Here is a 16,711-nt window from a genome sequence, read left to right as displayed (position 1 = left end):
ATTGTGACACCATGATTTGCCCGTAGGATGCCGCCATGGGACTTCGCGAACTCAAGAAGCAGCAGACCCGGGAGCTCCTGTCGGACACCGCCATGGTCCTGTTCGCCGAGCACGGGTTCGACCGGGTCACGGTGGTCGAGGTGGCCCGGGCGGCCGGGGTCTCCCCCAACACCGTGTTCAACTACTTCCCGACCAAGGAGGACCTCTTCTTCGACCGGCAGGACGAGGTGGTCGCCCACCTGGCCGGAGTGGTCCGGCGGCGGCCTCCGGGCAGCTCCGCGGTCGACGCCGTCCGGGCCGACCTGCTGGCCGCGGTCGAGGCCGGCGAACCGACGGTCGGACTGGACCCCGGCATGACCGCCTTCTGGCGGATCGTCGCGGACAGCCCGGCCCTGCGCGCCCGGCTGCTGGAACTCGGCGAGCGCTCCGAGGCCGCGCTGGCCGAGGTGCTGGCCGAGGAGTCGACCGCCGCCCCGGCCGACCCGCTCCCCCGGATCGTGGCCGGCGCCGTCGCCGGGGCCCACGGCGCGGTGCTCGGAGAGATCCGCCGGGCGGTGGTGGCCGGGGAACCGGTCGAGGCGGTGCGCACCCGCGCCCGGGAGGCGGTGGAACGGGCCTTCGGCCTGCTGGCCGCCGGGCTCGCCGACTACCCGCGGCGGCACTGACCGCCGCCCGTCCCGTGCGCCCTCTCCCCCGGGACCGCGACCGGACCCGGGGGCGGCCGCACGTCCGGCCGGCACAGGGACGGCACGGCACGGCACGGCACGGCACGGCACAGGCCGCCCGATCGGATGCGGACCGGGCGGCCTGTGCCGTCACCTCGGGTTCCGGGTGCGCTCAGACGTCACGCACGCACCCGCCCTGTGGGGGTCGTTCAGCTGTGCCGGCCGCGGCGGCGGGCGGCGAGGACGGCGAGACCGCCCAGACCGAGCAGGCCGACACCGGCCAGCCCGAAGACCACCGGCGCGTTGCCCGCACCGGTCGAGGGCAGCTCACCGCCGCCACCCGGGTGGTGGCTGCCCGGGTGACCGGACGGGTGGTGGCTGGTCGGCGCGGGGCCGGAACTGGACCAGCTCGCCGAGGGCGAGGTGCTGCTCGCGGTCGGGGACGGGGAGGTCGGGGTCGCGGTCGGGGACGTGGGCGTCCAGGTCGGCGACGGCCAGGTCGGCCTCGGGGAGGTGGGCCGCGGCGAGGTGGGCGTGGGGGACGTCGGCTTCGGCGAGGTGGGGGTCGGCGAGGTGGGGGTCGGCGAGGTCGGGGTCGGTGAAGGGGACGGGGACGGCGAGGGCGAGGGCGAGGGCGACGAGGAGGTCGGTGTCGGACTCGGGGTCACCCGGCAGTCCGGCAGGTCCCCGTCGAACGGGTAGCTGTGGATCTCGTAGCCGCCCGTGCCGGTGTGGATCAGGTTGCCCGCCAGGTAGACCCGGCCGTTCGTGCCGGCCTGGCCGATGGTCGTGGTGCCGGCCGGGTTGCCGGCCATGACGGACCCCTGGAACTGGGCGCCGCCGAGGATCCGGGCGTCGGTCGCGGTCGGGAAGTTGTACATCAGCCTGGGCCGCAGCTCGGTGGTCTGGTCCCCCGCCAGGCCGGTGCCCGTGTAGGTGTTGATGACCGGGCTGTCGCCGAGCATGTTGACCACGACGGTGGCGCCGTCCGGGATGCCGCGGAAGACCAGGCCGATCTGCCCGCCGGACGACGAGGCGAGGTTCCGGGTGACGTTGAAGACCTGCTTCATGCTGGTGCCGTCACCGGTGAAGGTCGCCTCGCTGTTGGTGACGGCGACCGTCCCGGTCGCGGCGGCCCGGCCCACGCAGGCGGAGACGTCCTCGATCCGGGTCAGCACCGACCGGTACGGCGCGGCGGCGTCCGCGTCCGCGATCGACCGGCCGGTGGGGTCGATGTTGACCGTGCCGGTGACCGTCCCGGCGTGGCGCAGGTTGCCGAAGGCCTGGCCCTTGGAGTCGCTGCCGCCGATCAGGATCCGGTTGCCGGTCTTGACGTCGACGTTGCCGCCGGCGGTCACGAAGTCGCTGCCGTTGGGCGGTGCGATGCGCGAACCGACGCCGACGACGCCCATGTTGTAGGCGCCGCCGCCCTGGCTCTTGTCGACGGTGAGGTTCCCCAGCGCGACGATCTTGCCCTCGGCCTCGGCCGCGCGGCCGGTCACGGTGTAGTCGCCGCCGGCGAAGACGTTGATGGTGGCGTCCCGGCCGGTGAAGTCGCCGTTGTTCGGCGGCGGCCAGGTGGCCGGGCAGTCCGGCCCCGTGCAGGCGCCGAGCGGCGGCGCCAGCGGCGCGGCCGAACCGACCGTCAGCACGGCGGCCAGCGGCAGCGCGGCGACGGCGGTGGCCACGGCGACCCGCGCCGCCCGGCGCCGACCGGTGGTGGACACGCCCCTGGCGGCGGTCGTTCTGTGATCCGGCGTACCGGTGCCCTGAGCCATCGACACATTCCTCCGCGCATAGAAAAGGGCAGGTGGATGACCTGCCACGTTCCGTGTGATGTGCTGCCAATCCCACAAATCCGGGACATCCAACCCGAAACGGGACGAATGACACCCTGGAGACCCTCGGATGCGATCCGACGATCAGCCGAACGGCGGAGCAGCTCCGCCAGGACGGCCCCGGCCCCGGGACTCCGGCCGGGGCCGTTAGGTTGGGGGCATGACCACCGAGGCCAAGGACCACAGCGCACCGCTCGTCGCCGTCGCGTCCGCCGACGCCGTGCTGCGCCACCCCGAGGCGGGCGAGCACCTGCTGACCCCTGTCGAGCGCGAGCGCGCCGCCCGCTTCCGGCACGAGTCCGGGCGGATCGACTTCACCGCCGGGCACCTGCTCGTCCGGCTCTGCGCCGCCCGGCTCCTCGACGTCCCGGTGGCCTCCGTCACGCTCGCCCAGCAGTGCCCGGACTGCGGCCTGGCCGACCACGGCAAGCCCTTCCTGCCGGACCACCCCGACGTGCACGTGAGCCTCTCCCACACCCGCGGCGTGGTCGCGGCCGGGGCCGGCCGCCACCCGGTCGGCGTCGACGTCGAACTGGCCGGGCGCAGCGGATCGCTGCGCGCCGTCGCCCGCCGGGTCCTCACCCCGGCCGAACTGGCCCGGGTCGAGGCGGCACCGGAGCCGGACCGGGCCTTCCTGCGCCAGTGGGTCCGCAAGGAGTCACTGATCAAGATCGGCCGGGCCACCCTGGACACCCTGGCCGGCGTCGACCTCTCCGTCCTCCCCCTGGACGTCCCGCCCGGCCCCCCGCTCCGCAGCCGGCACCAGGACCTGCACCTGCTCGACTGGACCGACCGGGAGCACGACGCCGCCGTCGCAGCCGTCAGCACCGCCGCACCGGAGGTCGTGGAGCTGACGACCGCGGGCTGAGCGGGCGGGACGACCGAGCGGTCTGGCGGGCCGAGCCGGCGGACGGCTGGGCGGGCGGGCCGAGCAGGCGGACGGCGCGCGTCCGGGCCCGCCGGACGGGCCCGCCGGACGGGCCCGGCGGACGGGCCCGGCGGACGGGCCCGGCGGACGGGCCCGGCGGACGGGCCCGGCGGCGACGACCCGCGCGGCGGCCCGGTGCGTAAGCGGTGTTAGCGTGCCTGGTCGCGGGCGGATGTCCACCGGTGTCCACCGGGCGCCCGCCCCACCAGCTGCCCACCGCCGGATTAAGGGTGTCCCCGCCATGGCCAAGTTCCTGCTGAGCCTGCACGTCCTCGCGTCGGTCCTGTTCATAGGCCCGGTCGCGGTGGCCGTCAGCATGTTCCCGCGGCGGGCCAGGGCCGCGCTGGCCGGCGGACCGGACCAGGCCTCGGACGCCGGCGTGCTGCGCATCCTGCACCGGATCACCCAGGTCTACGCCCTGCTGGGGATCGCGGTGCCCGTGCTGGGGATCGGACTGGCCCAGGTGATGGACGTGCTCGGGCAGTCCTGGCTGATCGTCTCGATGGTGCTCACCGCGATCGCCGCGCTCTCGCTGCTGCTCTTCGTGCTGCCCGGACAGCAGGCCGCGGTGGACGCGCTCGGCCTCGACGACTCGGACGAGCGGCACGCCAAGGCCGTCGGCGGCCTGCGACTGCTGCCGATGACGGCCGGGGTGTTCAACCTGCTGTGGGCCGTGGTCGTGGTGATGATGGTGATCCGCCCCGGGTCCAGCACCGGCGTCTGAACCTCCCCGACCGCGTCCGGACCTCCCCGAGCGGGCACCCGGCCCTCTCCCGCCCGACCGGCCCGGTCCAGTACCGTCGTCGACCATGACGATCATGGCGGGCATGGGGACCGGGGTGGGGACGGGCGTCGGCGCACTGCTGCGCGGCTGGCGGGAGAGACGGCAGCTCAGCCAACTGCAACTGGCCCTACTGGCCGACTCCTCGGCCCGGCACATCAGCTTCGTCGAGAACGGCCGCTCCCGGCCCAGCCAGGAGATGGTGCTGCGGCTGGCCGAGCACCTGGACGTCCCCGTCCGCGCACGCAACACGCTGCTGCTCGCCGCCGGCTACGCCCCCCTCTACCCCGAGACGCCGCTGGACGACCCCTCGATGGCGGCGCTGCGGGGCGGCCTGGAGCGCCTGCTCGCCGCGCACGACCCCTACCCCGCCCTGGTCGTCGACGGCACCTTCCGGGTGCTGGCCGCCAACCGCGCGCTCGGCCTGCTCCTCGACGGCGTCGCCCCGCACCTGCTGCAGGACCCGCCCAACGCGATGCGGATCACCCTGCACCCCGAGGGCGTGGCGCCGCGCATCGTCAACTTCCGCCAGTGGCGTCGGCACCTGCTGGAGCGGATGGAGCACCAGATCGACCTGGTCCGCTCCGAGCCGCTGCGCCGGCTCTACGAGGAGGTCTCCGGGTACCCCGAGCCGGCGTCCGGCGCGGGCACGGCGGAGGAGGACACCACCGAGGCGTTCCCGTTCGCGCTGCCGCTGCGGATCGCGCACCAGGGGCGGGTGCTGTCCTTCCTGTCCACCATCGCGACCTTCAACACCCCGCTGGACGTGACCGTCTCCGAGCTGGCCATGGAGACCTTCCTCCCGGCGGACGCGGAGACGGTCCGGTTCCTGCAGTCCGCCGTGGGGCCGGAGCGGTAGGAGCGGGCGGTCAGGCGGGCGGACGGAGGGGCGTCCCTACGGGGTCCGGACCTCAGGTGCGGTCGGCGCGGCGCAGGGCGGTGGACTGCAGGGCCACGAACAGGGCCACCACCGCGGCCTGCGCGGCGATCCAGACGGACCCGGCGGTGGTCGGCTCCAACCAGGCCTCCGGCGCGACCAGACTGAGCACCACCCACACCGCGTTGAGGCCGGTCACCGTCCACACGGCCGCCCGCGGCGGGCGCCTGCGGGCGGCCAGGGCGCCGACCGCCACCGCGTACACGGTGAGGAAGGCCCCGAGCTCGACCAGGGTGGACCGGCCGACGCCGAGCAGCTCGCCGACCGGACCGGCGAGGATCAGGTAGGCCAGGCCGTTGCCGCCGGTGACCAGTGCGTCCAGGGCGAGCACCCCGCGCACGGTCCGCAGCGAGAGGACGGAGTCGGCGGGGCGCGTGGGCGGCGTCAGGGTGTGGGCGGACACGGTGGATCAGCCTCCTGAGGGGGTTCGGGTCCTGGTTGCCGGTGGCCGTGCGCCGACCGGGCGCCTCCAGCCTGCCCGGCGACCCGCGGGGCGTCGATTACCCGCCAGGTCATGATCGGTACCCGCCGGGTCACGGCCCGGGTCGTGGTCGGGTCGGAGCCGGGTCGGGGCGGGGCCGGGGCGTCAGCCGGCGTGTCGGTCGGGGTGTCGGTCGGGGCGTACGCCGGAACGTGGGTCGGTGCGTACGCCGGTCCGCGGATCGGCCCCGGGGCGGCGGAGCACGACACCCGCCCGTTTCACCGCCCGGGCGGTGATCGTGGTCTCGGCCCGGGCCACCCCGAGCGGGCCCAGGGTCTCGGTGAGGAACCGGTAGAGGCCGCCGTGGTCCGCGCAGAACAGGGTGGCCAGCAGGTTGGCCGGACCACTGGTGGCGAACACCCCGTGCACCTGCGGATGAGCGGCGAGCGCGGTGCCGACCTCCGCGAGCCGGCCCGGCGGGACGTCCAGCCAGAGGTTGGCGTCCACGGCCATCCCGAGCAGCCGCGGGTCGACGGTGGCGTGGGTGCGCAGCAGCCCCAGCTCGTCGAGCCTGCCCAGCCGGCGGCGGACGGTCGACTCCGCGGCGCCGACCGCTCCGGCCAGCGCCGCGTGCGACTGCCGGGCTTCCTCGCCCAGCCGGGCCAGCAGCGCACGGTCGAGCTCGTCCGTCGGCGGCGGCACCGCCGGACGCGGAACGACCGGCCGGGCGAGCGCGGCGACCTCCGCCTCCGTCAGCTGGCCGGCCCGCCACTGCCCGGCGTCCGCGAAGGCGTGCAGCACGGCGTGCGTGGTGGTCTCGACGACCGCGCTGGTCGCGGGCAACTGCCCGTACAGCAGGCGGTCGCGGGCCCCGGCGTCGGTCAGCATGACGGCGCCGACCTCCTGGCCGCCGAGCATCACGTCGACGAAGGGCACGTCGGGCCGGTCGGCCAGCGCCCGGGCGACCGCGTCCACCGCCCCGCTCAGCACCCGGACCCGCAGCAGCAGCGCGCCCACCGCGGCGTCCTCCACGTCGGGCAGCCGGACCACCCGCAGCACCCCGGTCTGCCGCAGCCGGCCCAGTCGGCGGGTGACCGTCCGGGCGGAGACGCCGAGCACCTCGGCGATGCGGCCGGGCTCGGCCCGTCCGTCGACCTGCAGGGCGCAGACCAGACGGCGGTCCAGCTGGTCCAGCACGGTGTCCGGATCAGCGGTGGAAAGGTCCATGGTGTCCGATCTCCGCCATCCGGGGCAGTTCGAGCGTCCTGTTCCAGCGCCCTGACGGTACTCCTTGTCCCGGGAGGCCGGAGCGACCGGCCCCCGGCGGAAGGGACGACGACGATGGAGGCTGCGGCGATGGGGACCGTGTCGGCGGAGACCGTACCGGCGGAGCTGTGGGCGCTGGCGGAGCAGGTGACGGCGGCCGTGCGCCTGGTCGGTGCGGGGCTGGCGGCCCGTCGGCCCGCCGCGCCGACCCCGGCGGCGACCGGGGAGGAAGCGGGCGCCCGGTTCGCCGAGATCGACGGCCCGGCCGCCGCCGAGCTCCGGGAGCGGCTGAGCGCACTGCACCCCCGCGCCGGGTGGGTGCCGGAGGAACTGGACGGCTCGATGCCCGCCGAGGGCGAGTGGTGGCTCTGCGACGCGACGGACGGCGCGGTGCAGTACCTGCTGGGGCAGCCGCACTGGGCCGTCACGGCGACGCTGATCCGGGACGGCGCGGCGGTGCTCGCCGTGGTGCACGCGCCGGAGCTGGGCACCGGCCCCGGCGCCGGGTGGACGTACCAGGCGGTGCTGGGCGGCGGGGCCCGGCTGGACGGGCGGGCGATCGCGCCGCTGCCGCGCGAGCTCGCGGCCACCGTCGCCGGCACCAGCCAGCCGCCGTTCGTCGCGGCCGACCCGGTGGCGCTGCGCCGGGCGGGCGAGTCGCTGTCCGCGATGGCCGGCGCGGTGCCCGCCGTGCGCAACCTCGGCCCCACCGCGCTGCAGGTGGCGCAGGTCGGCTCCGGACACCTGGCGCTGTTCTGGGAGTACGGCCGGGACGCCGGCAACCTGCTGCCCGGAGCACTGATCGCGAGCGAGGCCGGGGCGACGGTGACGGACGCCACCGGTGCGGCCTGGACGGCCGGGTCCGACAGCTTCCTCGCCGCCGCGCCCGGGCTGCACGCGGACGCGCTGGGGGTGCTGCGGGTGGTGCGTTGAGCCGGCGGTGCGCGGCCGGCCGGGGGGGGGCGGGTCACTCGGCGTACGGCCGGGCGGCGTACGGCCGGGCAGCGTACGGCCGGGCGGCGCGCGGTCTGGTGACGTGCGGTCTGGTGACGTGCGGCCGGCCGGAGTAGGGCGGCCGGCCGGCGCGTCAGAGGCCGAAGAGCGCGGCGGCGTTGTCGTGGCAGACGGCCCGCAGCCACTCCTCCCCCAGGCCCAACCCGGCCAACGCCTCCAGCTGGTGGACGTACCGGTACGGGATGTTGGGGAAGTCGCTGCCGAGCAGCACGCGGTCCCGGAGGGCCCGCAGGCGCGGCAGTTCGGTGCGCGGGAACGGGTCGTCGGCCTCGACGAAGTCGGTGAACGCCATGGTGGTGTCCAGCCGGACGGAGGGGTGCCGCTCGGCGAGGTCGAGGAAGTCGCGGTACTCGGACATGCCGAGGTGGGCGACCACCAGGACCAGTCCGGGATGCCGGTCCAGCACCTCCCCGATCGGACCGGGGCCGGTGAACTTGCCGGCCACCGGCCCGGATCCGCAGTGGCAGACCACCGGCGTCCCGCTCTCGGCGAGCATCCCCCAGACCTCGTCCAGCCGGCGGTCCGTCGGGTCGTAGCCGCCGACCTGCAGGTGTGCCTTGAACACCCGGGCGCCGTCCTCGAGCGCCCGCGCCACGTAGCCGGGTGCCTCGGGCTCGGCGAAGAAGGTCGCGGTGTGCAGACAGTCCGGGGTGCGGGCGGCGAAGTCCGCCGCCCAGGCGTTCAGCCAGGCGGCCATGCCGGGCTTGTGGGGGTAGAGCATCGACGTGAACGCGCGGACGCCGAACTCCCGCAGCCGGTCGACGCGTTCGGACTCGGCCACCCGGTAGGTGATCGGCCACGGGCGGTCGACGAGCGGGCCCGCGGCGTCGAAGTACGCCCACACCTTGTCCATGACGTTCTTCGGCATGAAGTGGGTGTGCACGTCGATCAGCCCGGGCAGGCCCAGCGACTGCCAGAACGCCCGGACGTCCGCGGCCTCGGTGCCGGTCACGCCGGCACCGGGCGGGCCCGGTCGATGATCGCGGTGGTGTCGACGCCGGAGGGAAGCGTGCCGAAGGCTGCGCCGTGGTCACCGCCGAGCCGACTGGCGCAGAACGCGTCCGCCACCGCCGCACTGCCGTGGCGCACCAGCAGCGAGCCCTGCAGGGCCAGCGCCATCGACTCGACCAGCCGGCGGGTCCGGAACTCCAGGTCGGTGGGGTCCGACAACTGCTTGCGCAGGTCGGCGACGGCGGCGTCCAGCCGGCGGTCCGCCCCGGCCGCGGCGTCGAGCTCGCCCAGGAAGGCCTCCACGGTCTCCGGGCGCCTGGCCATCGCGCGCAGCGCGTCCAGGGCGGCCACGTTCCCGGAGCCCTCCCAGATCGACACCAGCGGCGCCTCCCGGTACAGCCGCGGCATCCCGGACTCCTCGACGTAGCCGTTGCCGCCCAGGCACTCCAGCGCCTCGGCGGCGTGCGCCGGACCGCGCTTGCAGACCCAGTACTTGGCCACCGCCAGGCCCAGCCGCCGGACCAGCGATTCCGTCCCGTCCCCGGCCAGCGCCCGGTCGGTGGCCTCGGCGAGGCGCATCGCAACGGCCGTCGCCGCCTCGGACTCCACCACCAGGTCGGCGAGCACGTTGCGCATCAGCGGCTGGTCCACCAGGGCCTTGCCGAACGCCCGCCGGTGGAGGGCGTGGTGGACGGCCCTGGTGGCGCCGTAGCGCATCCCGGCGGCGGCGCCGGTGGTGCAGTCCAGGCGGGTCATGTTGACCATCTCGATGATGGTCGGCACCCCGCGCCCCTCCTCGCCGACCAGCCAGCCGACGGCACCGTCGTACTCCAACTCGGCCGAGGCGTTGGACTTGTTGCCCAGCTTGTCCTTGAGCCGCATCAGCTGGAGCCGGTTGCGGATCCCGTCCGGCAGCACCCGCGGCAGCACGAAACAGCTCAGGCCGCCGGGCGCCTGGGCGAGCGTCAGGAAGAGGTCGGACATCGGCGCGGAGGTGAACCACTTGTGGCCGGTCAGCCGGTAGGTGCCGTCCGCCTGCGGGGTCGCGGTGGTGGTGTTGGTGCGGACGTCCGAGCCGCCCTGCTTCTCCGTCATCGACATGCCGGCGATCAGCCCGCGCTTGGTGCGCGGCTCGCGCAGCCCGAAGTCGTACTCGGTCGCGGCCAGCAGCGGCTCCAACTCGGCCGCCAGGGCGGGGTTCGCGCGCAGCGCCGGGACGGCGGCGTAGGTCATCGAGATCGGGCAGGTGTGGCCGGCCTCGACCTGGCTCCAGACGAGGAACTTCGCGGCGCGGGCCGCGTGCGCGCCGAGCCGGTCGTCCCGCCAGGGCGCGGCGTGCAGGCCGTGGGAGACGGCGGTGCGCATCAGCTCGTGCCAGGCCGGGTGGAACTCGACCTCGTCGACCCGGTGGCCGAAGCGGTCGTGGGTGCGCAGCACCGGCGGGTTCTCGTTGGCCAGCCGGCCCCACTCGGCCGCCTGCTCGGAGCCGGCCAGCCGGCCGAGCTCCCGCAGCTCGGGCTCGGCCCAGCCGGCGCCGGCCCGGTGCAGCGCGGCGAGCAGGGTCGGGTCGGCGGCGGTGTCGTGGCCGTACGGCAGGGGCACCTGGTTGGTGACCTCATGCGTCGCTGTCATCGCGTCCTCCCAGGGCACGCAGGGTGAAGGAGACCAGGGCGGGAACCACCGCGGTGGCGGCTCCGGGTGCGGGTGCGGGGTCGGTGGGTGCGCCGGTGGCGGGTGCGGGCTCGGTGGGTGCGCCGGTGGCGGGTGCGGGCTCGGTGGGTGCGCCGGTGGCGGGTGCAAGCTGGGCAGGTGCGGGCTCCGGGGGCGCTCCGGCGGCGGCGGGTACGGGCTGGGCGGCGGTGTCGGGTACGGGCCCGGCGGATGCGCCGCGCCGGCCGGGTGCGGCCGAGAGCGGGCCTGCGAGCGCCTCGCCGACCGCGCCGACCAGGGCGGCAGCAGTCAGCACCGGGTCCTGTGCGGGGAGTTCGCCGTCGGCCACGGCGGTGGCGATCTCGGTGGCGATCACGTCCCGGAACGCCCGCCGGAACACCAGGCGCTCGCCGTCGACCACCGCGTCGGCCGGCTCGACCAGCAGTGCGTACGCCAACCGGGGCGCGCGCAGCGCCCGGGAGGCGAAGGTCTCGACGACGGCGGCGATCCGGTCCTGCGGGGTCTCCCGGGCGGCGACGGCCGCGTTGACGGCGTCCATCTCGCGGGTCACCACCCGCCGGAACAGCTCCACCGACAGCTCGGCCTTGTTGGCGAAGTGCTGGTAGAGGCTCCCGGTCGCGATCCCGGCGCGGTCCGCCACGGCGGCCATGGTGCAACCGCCGTACCCGCGCTCGGCGAGGAGCAGGACGGCGGCCTGGAGCACCGTCTCACGCTGGGCGTCCAGCCGGGCTTGGACGGCGGGCGTGCGTCGGTAGGCCATGGAAGCATTGAAGCACCGATTCACTGCTTCGGTAAGGGGGGCGGACGGCGTCGCGCGACGCCCTCGGGCCCGGCCCGGGGCGCGCGGCCGGGAGCCAGGAAAGCACGAAGGCTCCGGAACGCACGGAAGTCCCGGGAACACACCGGCCCCGGGACCACGGGGGAGCCCCGGAACGCACGGAGGCCACCCCGGCGGGGGTGGCCTCCTGGTAGCGCGGTCCCGACTACAGCGGGCGGCGCTCCAGCTTCTGGCCCTCCTCGTCGAGCGGGCCGAACGGCGGGATCTGCTGCGCCTTGGAGAGCGAGCGGGCCGAGTCGTGGTCGGCCAGACCGGCCCACTCCAGCACCTTGGCGGTCGCCTCGGCCGACTCCGCGGCCGGCAGCTTGCCGATGTTGGAGCCGTGGTTGCCGCCCGGCACGGTGTAGACGTAGCTGTCCTCGCTGCCCCGGCCGAGCTTGAACGGCTTGGCGCCCCACGGGTCGTTGCCGCCGTAGACGAACATGATCCGCTCGGCGTCGTGCTTCACCCAGCGGTCGATGTCACGCATCGCGTACGGGTTGAAGGTGGTCGGGATCTCCTTCGGCACGTAGGAGCGAGCCGAGTAGAGCTCCTTGTAGTCGTAGTGCAGCTGGTCCTTCAGGTACGAGACGTCGAAGAACGGCGCACCCAGCTCGGTGGCGGCCTGGTAGTAGTAGGCGGTGTACTTCGCCAGCGACTGGTCGCTGTTGCCGGTGATGCCGGACTGCGCGTCGAACCAGGCGTACAGCTCGTCGTCGGTCGCGGTCGCGGCGGCCGGGACCTTCGCGCAGTCCGCCTCGGTGCTGTACTGCCAGAACGCCCAGACCACGTCGAGGACACCCGCCTCGTAGGCCCGGTCCGGCGTGCCCAGGGTGTTGAAGGTCGAGCCCGCGGTCTTGTTGTCCGCCACGTAGCGCGCCTCCAGGCGGTCGCGGCGCACCAGCAGCTCCCGCTGCGCCGCGTTCAGCGCCGCCCGGCACTCCGCGGTGCCGACCGTGCGGAAGAACTGGGTGTAGGCGGCGTAGTCGTTGACGTCGGTGTTGTTCGGCGCCACGTACGCGACCGTGCCCGCCATGTCGTCCGGGTAGAAACGGCGGTAGTAGGTGGAGGACATGCCGCCCTTGCTGGCGCCGGTGGAGATCCACTCCTGCTGGTAGATCCGCTTGAGCGCGGTCACCAGCCGGTGCGAGTCGGCGGCCTGCTGGCGGATGCCGGCCTTGGTCCAGTCCGCCGGCTCGGGGCGCGAGGGCGTGAAGAAGCGGTACTCGATCGACACCTGGTTGCCGTCCACCAGTCGCGCCGGCTCGGTGCGGGACGGCGTGGTGCCCAGCGTGTAGCCGTTGGTGTAGAAGACGGTCGGGCGGTCGTACCCGCGGTGCAGCAGGCTGAAGCGCTGCTGGAAGGTGCCCAGCCAGGGCCGCGCGTGGTCGATCGGCTGGGTGTAGGTGGCCAGGAAGTACCGGTGGCCGGTGGTGGTGGGCTTCTCCTCGGTGATGGTCACCCCGGGGATCGCCGCGAGGCGGTCCTTGATGTCCGCGTTCGGGTCGTCGGCGGGGCTCCGACCGGCGGCGGCATCGGCCGCCCCGACGCCCTGCGCACCGGCGGCCATCGCCGGGGCGGACAGGCCGCCGAACGCGAGCAGCGGTATCAGCAGGGCGGAAACCAGCAGCCTTCGCACTGTGGTGGTCATCAACTCTCCATCTGGTCAACGGACATGACTGCTGCCTTGTCGGCACAACTCTGCGGTGCGGGTGGTGCGACGGCCGCCTGGTAGACGGCCGAATGGGCCACCCGCCGATCGCGGGTGGCCCATCGGGAACGGATGCTGGTCAGTGGGGTCGCCCCGGGCCCGTGACAGGCGGGGTGCTCGCGGCCGCCGGAGCGCCGGTCGCGGGCGGGGTCCTCGTCGCGCCCCGGGCTCCGCCGACGGGCGGCGCACCGGTCACGGGCGGGGTCGCAGTCACGGGCGGGGCGGCGGTCACGGGCGGGGTCGCAGTCACGGGCGGGGCGGCGGTCACGGGCGGGGCAGGGTGCAGCCGGGCAGGGTGAGGTCGAAGCGGTTGCCGGCGGCGAAGCAGGCGGGGATCCCGTAGGTCTCCTGGGCGTAGCCGATGCCCTGGTGCACCGTCACCCGGCCGCTCTGGTCGACCTCGCAGGGGTTGTCCAGGGTGCAGGACTCGCCGCTCTCGTTGATCGTGTTGTTGACGGCGACCACCTGGCCGGTGTTCGCGTCGACCACCGGCGAGCCGGAGGTACCACCGATCACGTTGCACCCGGAGGTGTAGCGCACCGAGTCCTTGAAGACCCAGTCGGCCTCGTGCAGCCGGTAGGCGAAGCCGTCGATCGAGCAGGAGTAGATCTTCTTCCAGTACCCGGAGACGACCTTGATCGAGGCGCCCTGAGTGGGGTGGGCGGCCGAGATCGTCAGCGGGGCGATCCCGTAGCGGGACTGGATCGAGGAGTAGCTGGTGTTCAACTGGTAGATCGACACGTCGGTGTCGGTCATCGCCCCGTAGACCACCTTGGTCGCGCGCAGGGTCGCGAGCCGGCCGCCGGTGGAGCTGAGCAGGGTGAAGGTCCGACTGGAGGACTGGTTGAGGACCACCTGGCCGGGGCCGGGCATCCCGGACTCCAGGCAGTGCCCGTTGGACAGGACGAGGGCCGGGTCACTCGCGGCCGAGCCGGGCATCCGGACCAGCGAGCCGGAGCAGTTGCTGAGCGCCACCGTCCCGGCGAAGGTCACGGCGGCGAGGGGGGCGGCCTTGGTGTCCACCGCGGCGGCGTCCGCCCCGGACGCGGCGGCGGCGGCGGGGGCGGCGGCGGCGGGGGCGGCGGCGGGGGCCTCCGGGGTCGCGGCCTGGGCGGGGAGGGCTCCGGCGAGGGCGGTCGTCCCGGCGACCAGGAGCGCGGCGAGCATGCCTATGAGCGGCTTCTTCATGAGAGACCTCTCGGTGTGGGGGTCCACCAAAGCTGTCGCGGACATGACTCACTGTCAAGAGTCAAGACCACCCCAAGAGGTCACTCCGGCCGCAATGGCCAGTTCCCGCCCTCAGCCCGACAGAGGAGCCGTCAACTCCCCTGCCAGTGCCGCCGACCGACGCTGATCAGGCGCAGCTGCAGGCGCGCGGTGGCGGCGATCCGCTGCGCCCTGGCCGGATCGGCCTCCACGGCCTCCAGCAGGGCCGAAGCCGTCGACACCATGTGATCCACGTACAACTCGGCGAGCATCCCCAGGTCCTGCCCGCTCCACCCGCGCGAGACCGGCTGGAGCGCCAGCGCCTCCCCCACCTCGGCGGCGAACCGCCCGAGTTCCGCATCGATCGCCTCGCGCACCTGCCGGACCCCGCCGTGCCGCTCGCGCGCCAGGAAGCGGACGTGCGCCCGGTGATCCATGACGTGCCGCTCGATGACGTCCACCGCACGGTCGATCAGCTCCTCGGCGCCGCCCGCCTCGGCGAGCACCGACCTGATCATCACGTGCAGGCTCGCCAGCGACTCCTCGACCAGCGCCACCCCGAGCGCGGCGAGGTCCGGGAAGTGCCGGTAGAAGGCGGCCGGGGACAGTCCGGCCTCCCGGGTGACCTCGCGCACGCCGAGGCTGGCGAGGTTCTGATCGGCCAGCAGGTGCAGACCCGCGTCCAGCAACGCGCGCCGACTCTGCTGCTTCTGGGCCTGTCTGGCCCCAACGGTGTGACTCACGCCATTCAGTAAACAAGTGTTTGCCGAAATTGGCCAGTCGGCGTAGAGTGACACCGAAGTCAGTGAACACTTGTCAACCGAAACTCGGATGACACCGCACCGGCCGGAGGGGCCAGCCATGATCCTGTTCTCTGCCCTGGTCGCCATGGGCGTCCTGATCGGCGCCGCCGCACACACCTCGCTCCCCGTCTTCCTCACCGCCTCGGCCGCCATCGCCGCCTGGCTGCTCGCCTTCGGCGCCCGCGAGGGCATCGCCCGCCTCCGGCAGCGCTGACCCGGCCGCTCCGACTCACCAGAGAGGACCCGCCACCGCCATGAGCACCGTCACCGAACACCGCGGCACCGCCACCGAGCACCTCGGCGCCCCCACCGACCGCGCCGGCATCGCCGCCCGCAGCGCCGGCACCGACCACGCCACCGAGCACCGCGGCACCGCCACCGACCGCGCCGGCGCCGAGGCCGACAACCTGGCCGTCGCCTCCTTCCTCCTCGGCCTGCCCGGCCTGCTGATCTTCAACATCGCCCTGGGGCCGCTCGCCATCGTCCTCGCCACGCTGGCCCTGGTCCGCGGCACCCGGCGCCGCGGCCGCGCCCTCCTCGGCCTGGCCCTCGGCATCGCCTCGCTGGCGATCCTGACCGTCACCACCGTCTCCGCCCACGGTGTGCTCATGGACTTCGGCAGCTGAACCGCCGATGCCGGCTGCTCGAACGCGCGATCCCGCCAACCCGCCCCACGGCCCCCATCCGCCACGTACTGTGGCGACATCGGCAGGGTGAGCACAGGGGGCAGGAGTGACGACCGAACACCGCGGCGACGCGTCGACGGAGCCGACCGGAGCGGGCGGGCGGCTGCTCGCCGTGAGCGACCTCCACATCTCCTACCAGGAGAACCGGGACCTGGTGGAGAAGCTCCAGCCCACCTCCCCCGACGACTGGCTGCTCGTCGCCGGAGACGTCGCCGAGCTGACCACCAGCATCGAGTGGGCGCTCGGCCTGCTCGCCGAACGCTTCGCCCGGGTGATCTGGGCCCCCGGCAACCACGAACTGTGGACCCACCCCGAGGACCCGGTGACGCTCCGCGGTGTCGCCCGCTACGAGCACCTCGTCGAACTCTGCCGGAACCTCGGCGTGGTGACTCCCGAGGACCCGTACCCGCTCTGGCAGGGCGCGGGCGGCCCGGTCCGGATCGCCCCGCTCTTCCTGCTGTACGACTACTCCTTCCGTGCGCCGGGGACGACCACCAAGGAGGAGTCCCTCGCGGCCGCCTACGAGAGCGGCATCGTCTGCGCCGACGAGCGGATGCTCCACCCCGACCCGTTCCCCGACCTCGACTCCTGGTGCCGCGAGCGGGTCCGGCTGACCGAGCAGCGGCTCGCCGCCTGTGACCCGGACGTACCGCTCGTCCTGGTCAACCACTATCCGCTGGTCCGCCACCCCACCGAGATCCTCTGGTACCCCGAGTTCGCCCAGTGGTGCGGCACCGAGCTGACGGCCGACTGGCACCGCCGCTTCAACACCGCGGCGATGATCTACGGCCACCTGCACATCCCCCGCAAGACCAGCTACGACGGCGTCCCCTTCGAGGAGGTCTCGCTCGGCTACCCGCGGGAGTGGCGCCGCCGCGGACTGCCGGACCCGCTGCTGCGGGAGGTGTTCCCGCGGTAGGCCCGGGGAGCACCGGGCCCGGGGGGGGGGTACGGCGGCACGGGGAGTACGGCGGCACGGGGCACGCTCCCTCTCCTCGTCCGCTCACGACCTCCGC

Annotated in this window: 17 protein-coding genes; 8 read left to right on the top strand and 9 right to left on the bottom strand. The window is 74.3% G+C overall.

Going from position 1 to position 16,711, the window contains the following annotated elements:
• Nucleotides 1-35 precede the first annotated feature (35 nt).
• The gene (locus ACIRS1_RS03935; RefSeq protein WP_402836597.1) at nt 36-665 is read left to right on the top strand and encodes a TetR/AcrR family transcriptional regulator; all 630 of its coding nucleotides are present in this window, start codon (nt 36-38) and stop codon (nt 663-665) included.
• 209 nt (nt 666-874) lie between these two features.
• Here the strand turns inward: ACIRS1_RS03935 and ACIRS1_RS03930 are convergent, their stop codons facing one another.
• Nucleotides 875-2,443, bottom strand: coding sequence for a choice-of-anchor A family protein (locus ACIRS1_RS03930; RefSeq protein ID WP_402836595.1), 1,569 nt, complete (start codon nt 2,441-2,443; stop codon nt 875-877).
• A 220-nt stretch (nt 2,444-2,663) separates the two neighbouring features.
• On the opposite strand from ACIRS1_RS03930, the gene ACIRS1_RS03925 reads away from it, so the two are divergent.
• The 3 genes from ACIRS1_RS03925 to ACIRS1_RS03915 all read left to right on the top strand — a co-directional run bounded on the left by ACIRS1_RS03925 (nt 2,664) and on the right by ACIRS1_RS03915 (nt 5,071).
• A complete protein-coding gene (locus tag ACIRS1_RS03925) occupies nt 2,664-3,371 on the top strand; it encodes a 4'-phosphopantetheinyl transferase family protein (protein ID WP_402836594.1) in 708 nt (235 codons plus the stop codon).
• Between the two features lie 301 nt (nt 3,372-3,672).
• Nucleotides 3,673-4,155, top strand: a complete 483-nt coding sequence (locus ACIRS1_RS03920) for a DUF2269 family protein (protein ID WP_360220525.1) — start codon at nt 3,673-3,675, stop codon at nt 4,153-4,155.
• Nucleotides 4,156-4,240: 85 nt separating this feature from the next.
• The gene (locus tag ACIRS1_RS03915) at nt 4,241-5,071 is read left to right on the top strand and encodes a helix-turn-helix domain-containing protein (RefSeq protein ID WP_360220522.1); all 831 of its coding nucleotides are present in this window, start codon (nt 4,241-4,243) and stop codon (nt 5,069-5,071) included.
• 52 nt (nt 5,072-5,123) lie between these two features.
• Here the strand turns inward: ACIRS1_RS03915 and ACIRS1_RS03910 are convergent, their stop codons facing one another.
• Both ACIRS1_RS03910 and ACIRS1_RS03905 read right to left on the bottom strand, forming a co-directional pair.
• Nucleotides 5,124-5,552 (bottom strand): hypothetical protein, encoded by a 429-nt coding sequence (locus ACIRS1_RS03910; protein WP_360220519.1) that lies wholly within the window; start codon nt 5,550-5,552, stop codon nt 5,124-5,126.
• 183 nt (nt 5,553-5,735) lie between these two features.
• Complete coding sequence (locus ACIRS1_RS03905; RefSeq protein ID WP_402836592.1) at nt 5,736-6,797, bottom strand: Lrp/AsnC family transcriptional regulator; 1,062 nt, start codon at nt 6,795-6,797, stop codon at nt 5,736-5,738.
• Nucleotides 6,798-6,926: 129 nt separating this feature from the next.
• Between ACIRS1_RS03905 and ACIRS1_RS03900 the strand changes: the two genes are divergently transcribed.
• On the top strand, nt 6,927-7,769 hold the full coding sequence (locus ACIRS1_RS03900) for an inositol monophosphatase family protein (protein WP_402836590.1): 843 nt from the start codon (nt 6,927-6,929) through the stop codon (nt 7,767-7,769).
• 154 nt (nt 7,770-7,923) lie between these two features.
• Here ACIRS1_RS03900 and ACIRS1_RS03895 read toward each other — a convergent pair whose 3' ends face one another.
• From ACIRS1_RS03895 to ACIRS1_RS03870, 6 genes are all read right to left on the bottom strand, one after another.
• Nucleotides 7,924-8,802 (bottom strand): amidohydrolase family protein, encoded by an 879-nt coding sequence (locus tag ACIRS1_RS03895; RefSeq protein WP_402836588.1) that lies wholly within the window; start codon nt 8,800-8,802, stop codon nt 7,924-7,926.
• On the bottom strand, nt 8,799-10,433 hold the full coding sequence (locus tag ACIRS1_RS03890) for an acyl-CoA dehydrogenase family protein (RefSeq protein ID WP_402836586.1): 1,635 nt from the start codon (nt 10,431-10,433) through the stop codon (nt 8,799-8,801). The genes ACIRS1_RS03895 and ACIRS1_RS03890 overlap by 4 nt, the downstream gene beginning before the upstream one ends.
• Complete coding sequence (locus ACIRS1_RS03885) at nt 10,417-11,232, bottom strand: TetR/AcrR family transcriptional regulator (RefSeq protein WP_402836584.1); 816 nt, start codon at nt 11,230-11,232, stop codon at nt 10,417-10,419. The genes ACIRS1_RS03890 and ACIRS1_RS03885 overlap by 17 nt, the downstream gene beginning before the upstream one ends.
• A gap of 223 nt (nt 11,233-11,455) precedes the next feature.
• A complete protein-coding gene (locus ACIRS1_RS03880; RefSeq protein WP_402836582.1) occupies nt 11,456-12,940 on the bottom strand; it encodes a S28 family serine protease in 1,485 nt (494 codons plus the stop codon).
• A 324-nt stretch (nt 12,941-13,264) separates the two neighbouring features.
• On the bottom strand, nt 13,265-14,188 hold the full coding sequence (locus ACIRS1_RS03875) for a serine protease (protein WP_402836580.1): 924 nt from the start codon (nt 14,186-14,188) through the stop codon (nt 13,265-13,267).
• Between the two features lie 131 nt (nt 14,189-14,319).
• Nucleotides 14,320-14,949 (bottom strand): TetR family transcriptional regulator, encoded by a 630-nt coding sequence (locus ACIRS1_RS03870; RefSeq protein ID WP_402836578.1) that lies wholly within the window; start codon nt 14,947-14,949, stop codon nt 14,320-14,322.
• 118 nt (nt 14,950-15,067) lie between these two features.
• Here ACIRS1_RS03870 and ACIRS1_RS03865 point away from each other — a divergent pair, with 118 nt between their 5' ends.
• The 3 genes from ACIRS1_RS03865 to ACIRS1_RS03855 all read left to right on the top strand — a co-directional run bounded on the left by ACIRS1_RS03865 (nt 15,068) and on the right by ACIRS1_RS03855 (nt 16,614).
• Nucleotides 15,068-15,223 carry a hypothetical protein gene (locus ACIRS1_RS03865; RefSeq protein WP_360220492.1) on the top strand — a complete coding sequence of 52 codons (156 nt, stop codon included), beginning with the start codon at nt 15,068-15,070 and terminating at the stop codon, nt 15,221-15,223.
• A 40-nt stretch (nt 15,224-15,263) separates the two neighbouring features.
• Nucleotides 15,264-15,635 (top strand): DUF4190 domain-containing protein, encoded by a 372-nt coding sequence (locus ACIRS1_RS03860; RefSeq protein ID WP_402836576.1) that lies wholly within the window; start codon nt 15,264-15,266, stop codon nt 15,633-15,635.
• A gap of 106 nt (nt 15,636-15,741) precedes the next feature.
• Nucleotides 15,742-16,614: a metallophosphoesterase gene (locus ACIRS1_RS03855; RefSeq protein WP_360220486.1), complete on the top strand. Its 873-nt coding sequence runs from the start codon at nt 15,742-15,744 to the stop codon at nt 16,612-16,614.
• Nucleotides 16,615-16,711 lie beyond the last annotated feature (97 nt).

The organism is Kitasatospora sp. NPDC101176 (assembly GCF_044768035.1).
GTDB lineage: Bacteria > Actinomycetota > Actinomycetes > Streptomycetales > Streptomycetaceae > Kitasatospora.
Note: the sequence above shows the minus strand (reverse complement) of the source record. Positions and strands in the feature narration are given on the sequence as shown.

Excerpts from the sequence above, each read along its gene's own strand:
- ACIRS1_RS03935 (WP_402836597.1), top strand. The coding sequence starts at position 36 with ATGGGACTTCGCGAACTCAAGAAGCAGCAGACCCGGGAGCTCCTGTCG.
- ACIRS1_RS03930 (WP_402836595.1), bottom strand. The coding sequence starts at position 2,443 with ATGGCTCAGGGCACCGGTACGCCGGATCACAGAACGACCGCCGCCAGG.
- ACIRS1_RS03925 (WP_402836594.1), top strand. The coding sequence starts at position 2,664 with ATGACCACCGAGGCCAAGGACCACAGCGCACCGCTCGTCGCCGTCGCG.
- ACIRS1_RS03920 (WP_360220525.1), top strand. The coding sequence starts at position 3,673 with ATGGCCAAGTTCCTGCTGAGCCTGCACGTCCTCGCGTCGGTCCTGTTC.
- ACIRS1_RS03915 (WP_360220522.1), top strand. The coding sequence starts at position 4,241 with ATGACGATCATGGCGGGCATGGGGACCGGGGTGGGGACGGGCGTCGGC.
- ACIRS1_RS03905 (WP_402836592.1), bottom strand. The coding sequence starts at position 6,797 with ATGGACCTTTCCACCGCTGATCCGGACACCGTGCTGGACCAGCTGGAC.
- ACIRS1_RS03900 (WP_402836590.1), top strand. The coding sequence starts at position 6,927 with ATGGGGACCGTGTCGGCGGAGACCGTACCGGCGGAGCTGTGGGCGCTG.
- ACIRS1_RS03890 (WP_402836586.1), bottom strand. The coding sequence starts at position 10,433 with ATGACAGCGACGCATGAGGTCACCAACCAGGTGCCCCTGCCGTACGGC.
- ACIRS1_RS03885 (WP_402836584.1), bottom strand. The coding sequence starts at position 11,232 with ATGGCCTACCGACGCACGCCCGCCGTCCAAGCCCGGCTGGACGCCCAG.
- ACIRS1_RS03880 (WP_402836582.1), bottom strand. The coding sequence starts at position 12,940 with ATGACCACCACAGTGCGAAGGCTGCTGGTTTCCGCCCTGCTGATACCG.
- ACIRS1_RS03875 (WP_402836580.1), bottom strand. The coding sequence starts at position 14,188 with ATGAAGAAGCCGCTCATAGGCATGCTCGCCGCGCTCCTGGTCGCCGGG.
- ACIRS1_RS03865 (WP_360220492.1), top strand. The coding sequence starts at position 15,068 with ATGATCCTGTTCTCTGCCCTGGTCGCCATGGGCGTCCTGATCGGCGCC.
- ACIRS1_RS03860 (WP_402836576.1), top strand. The coding sequence starts at position 15,264 with ATGAGCACCGTCACCGAACACCGCGGCACCGCCACCGAGCACCTCGGC.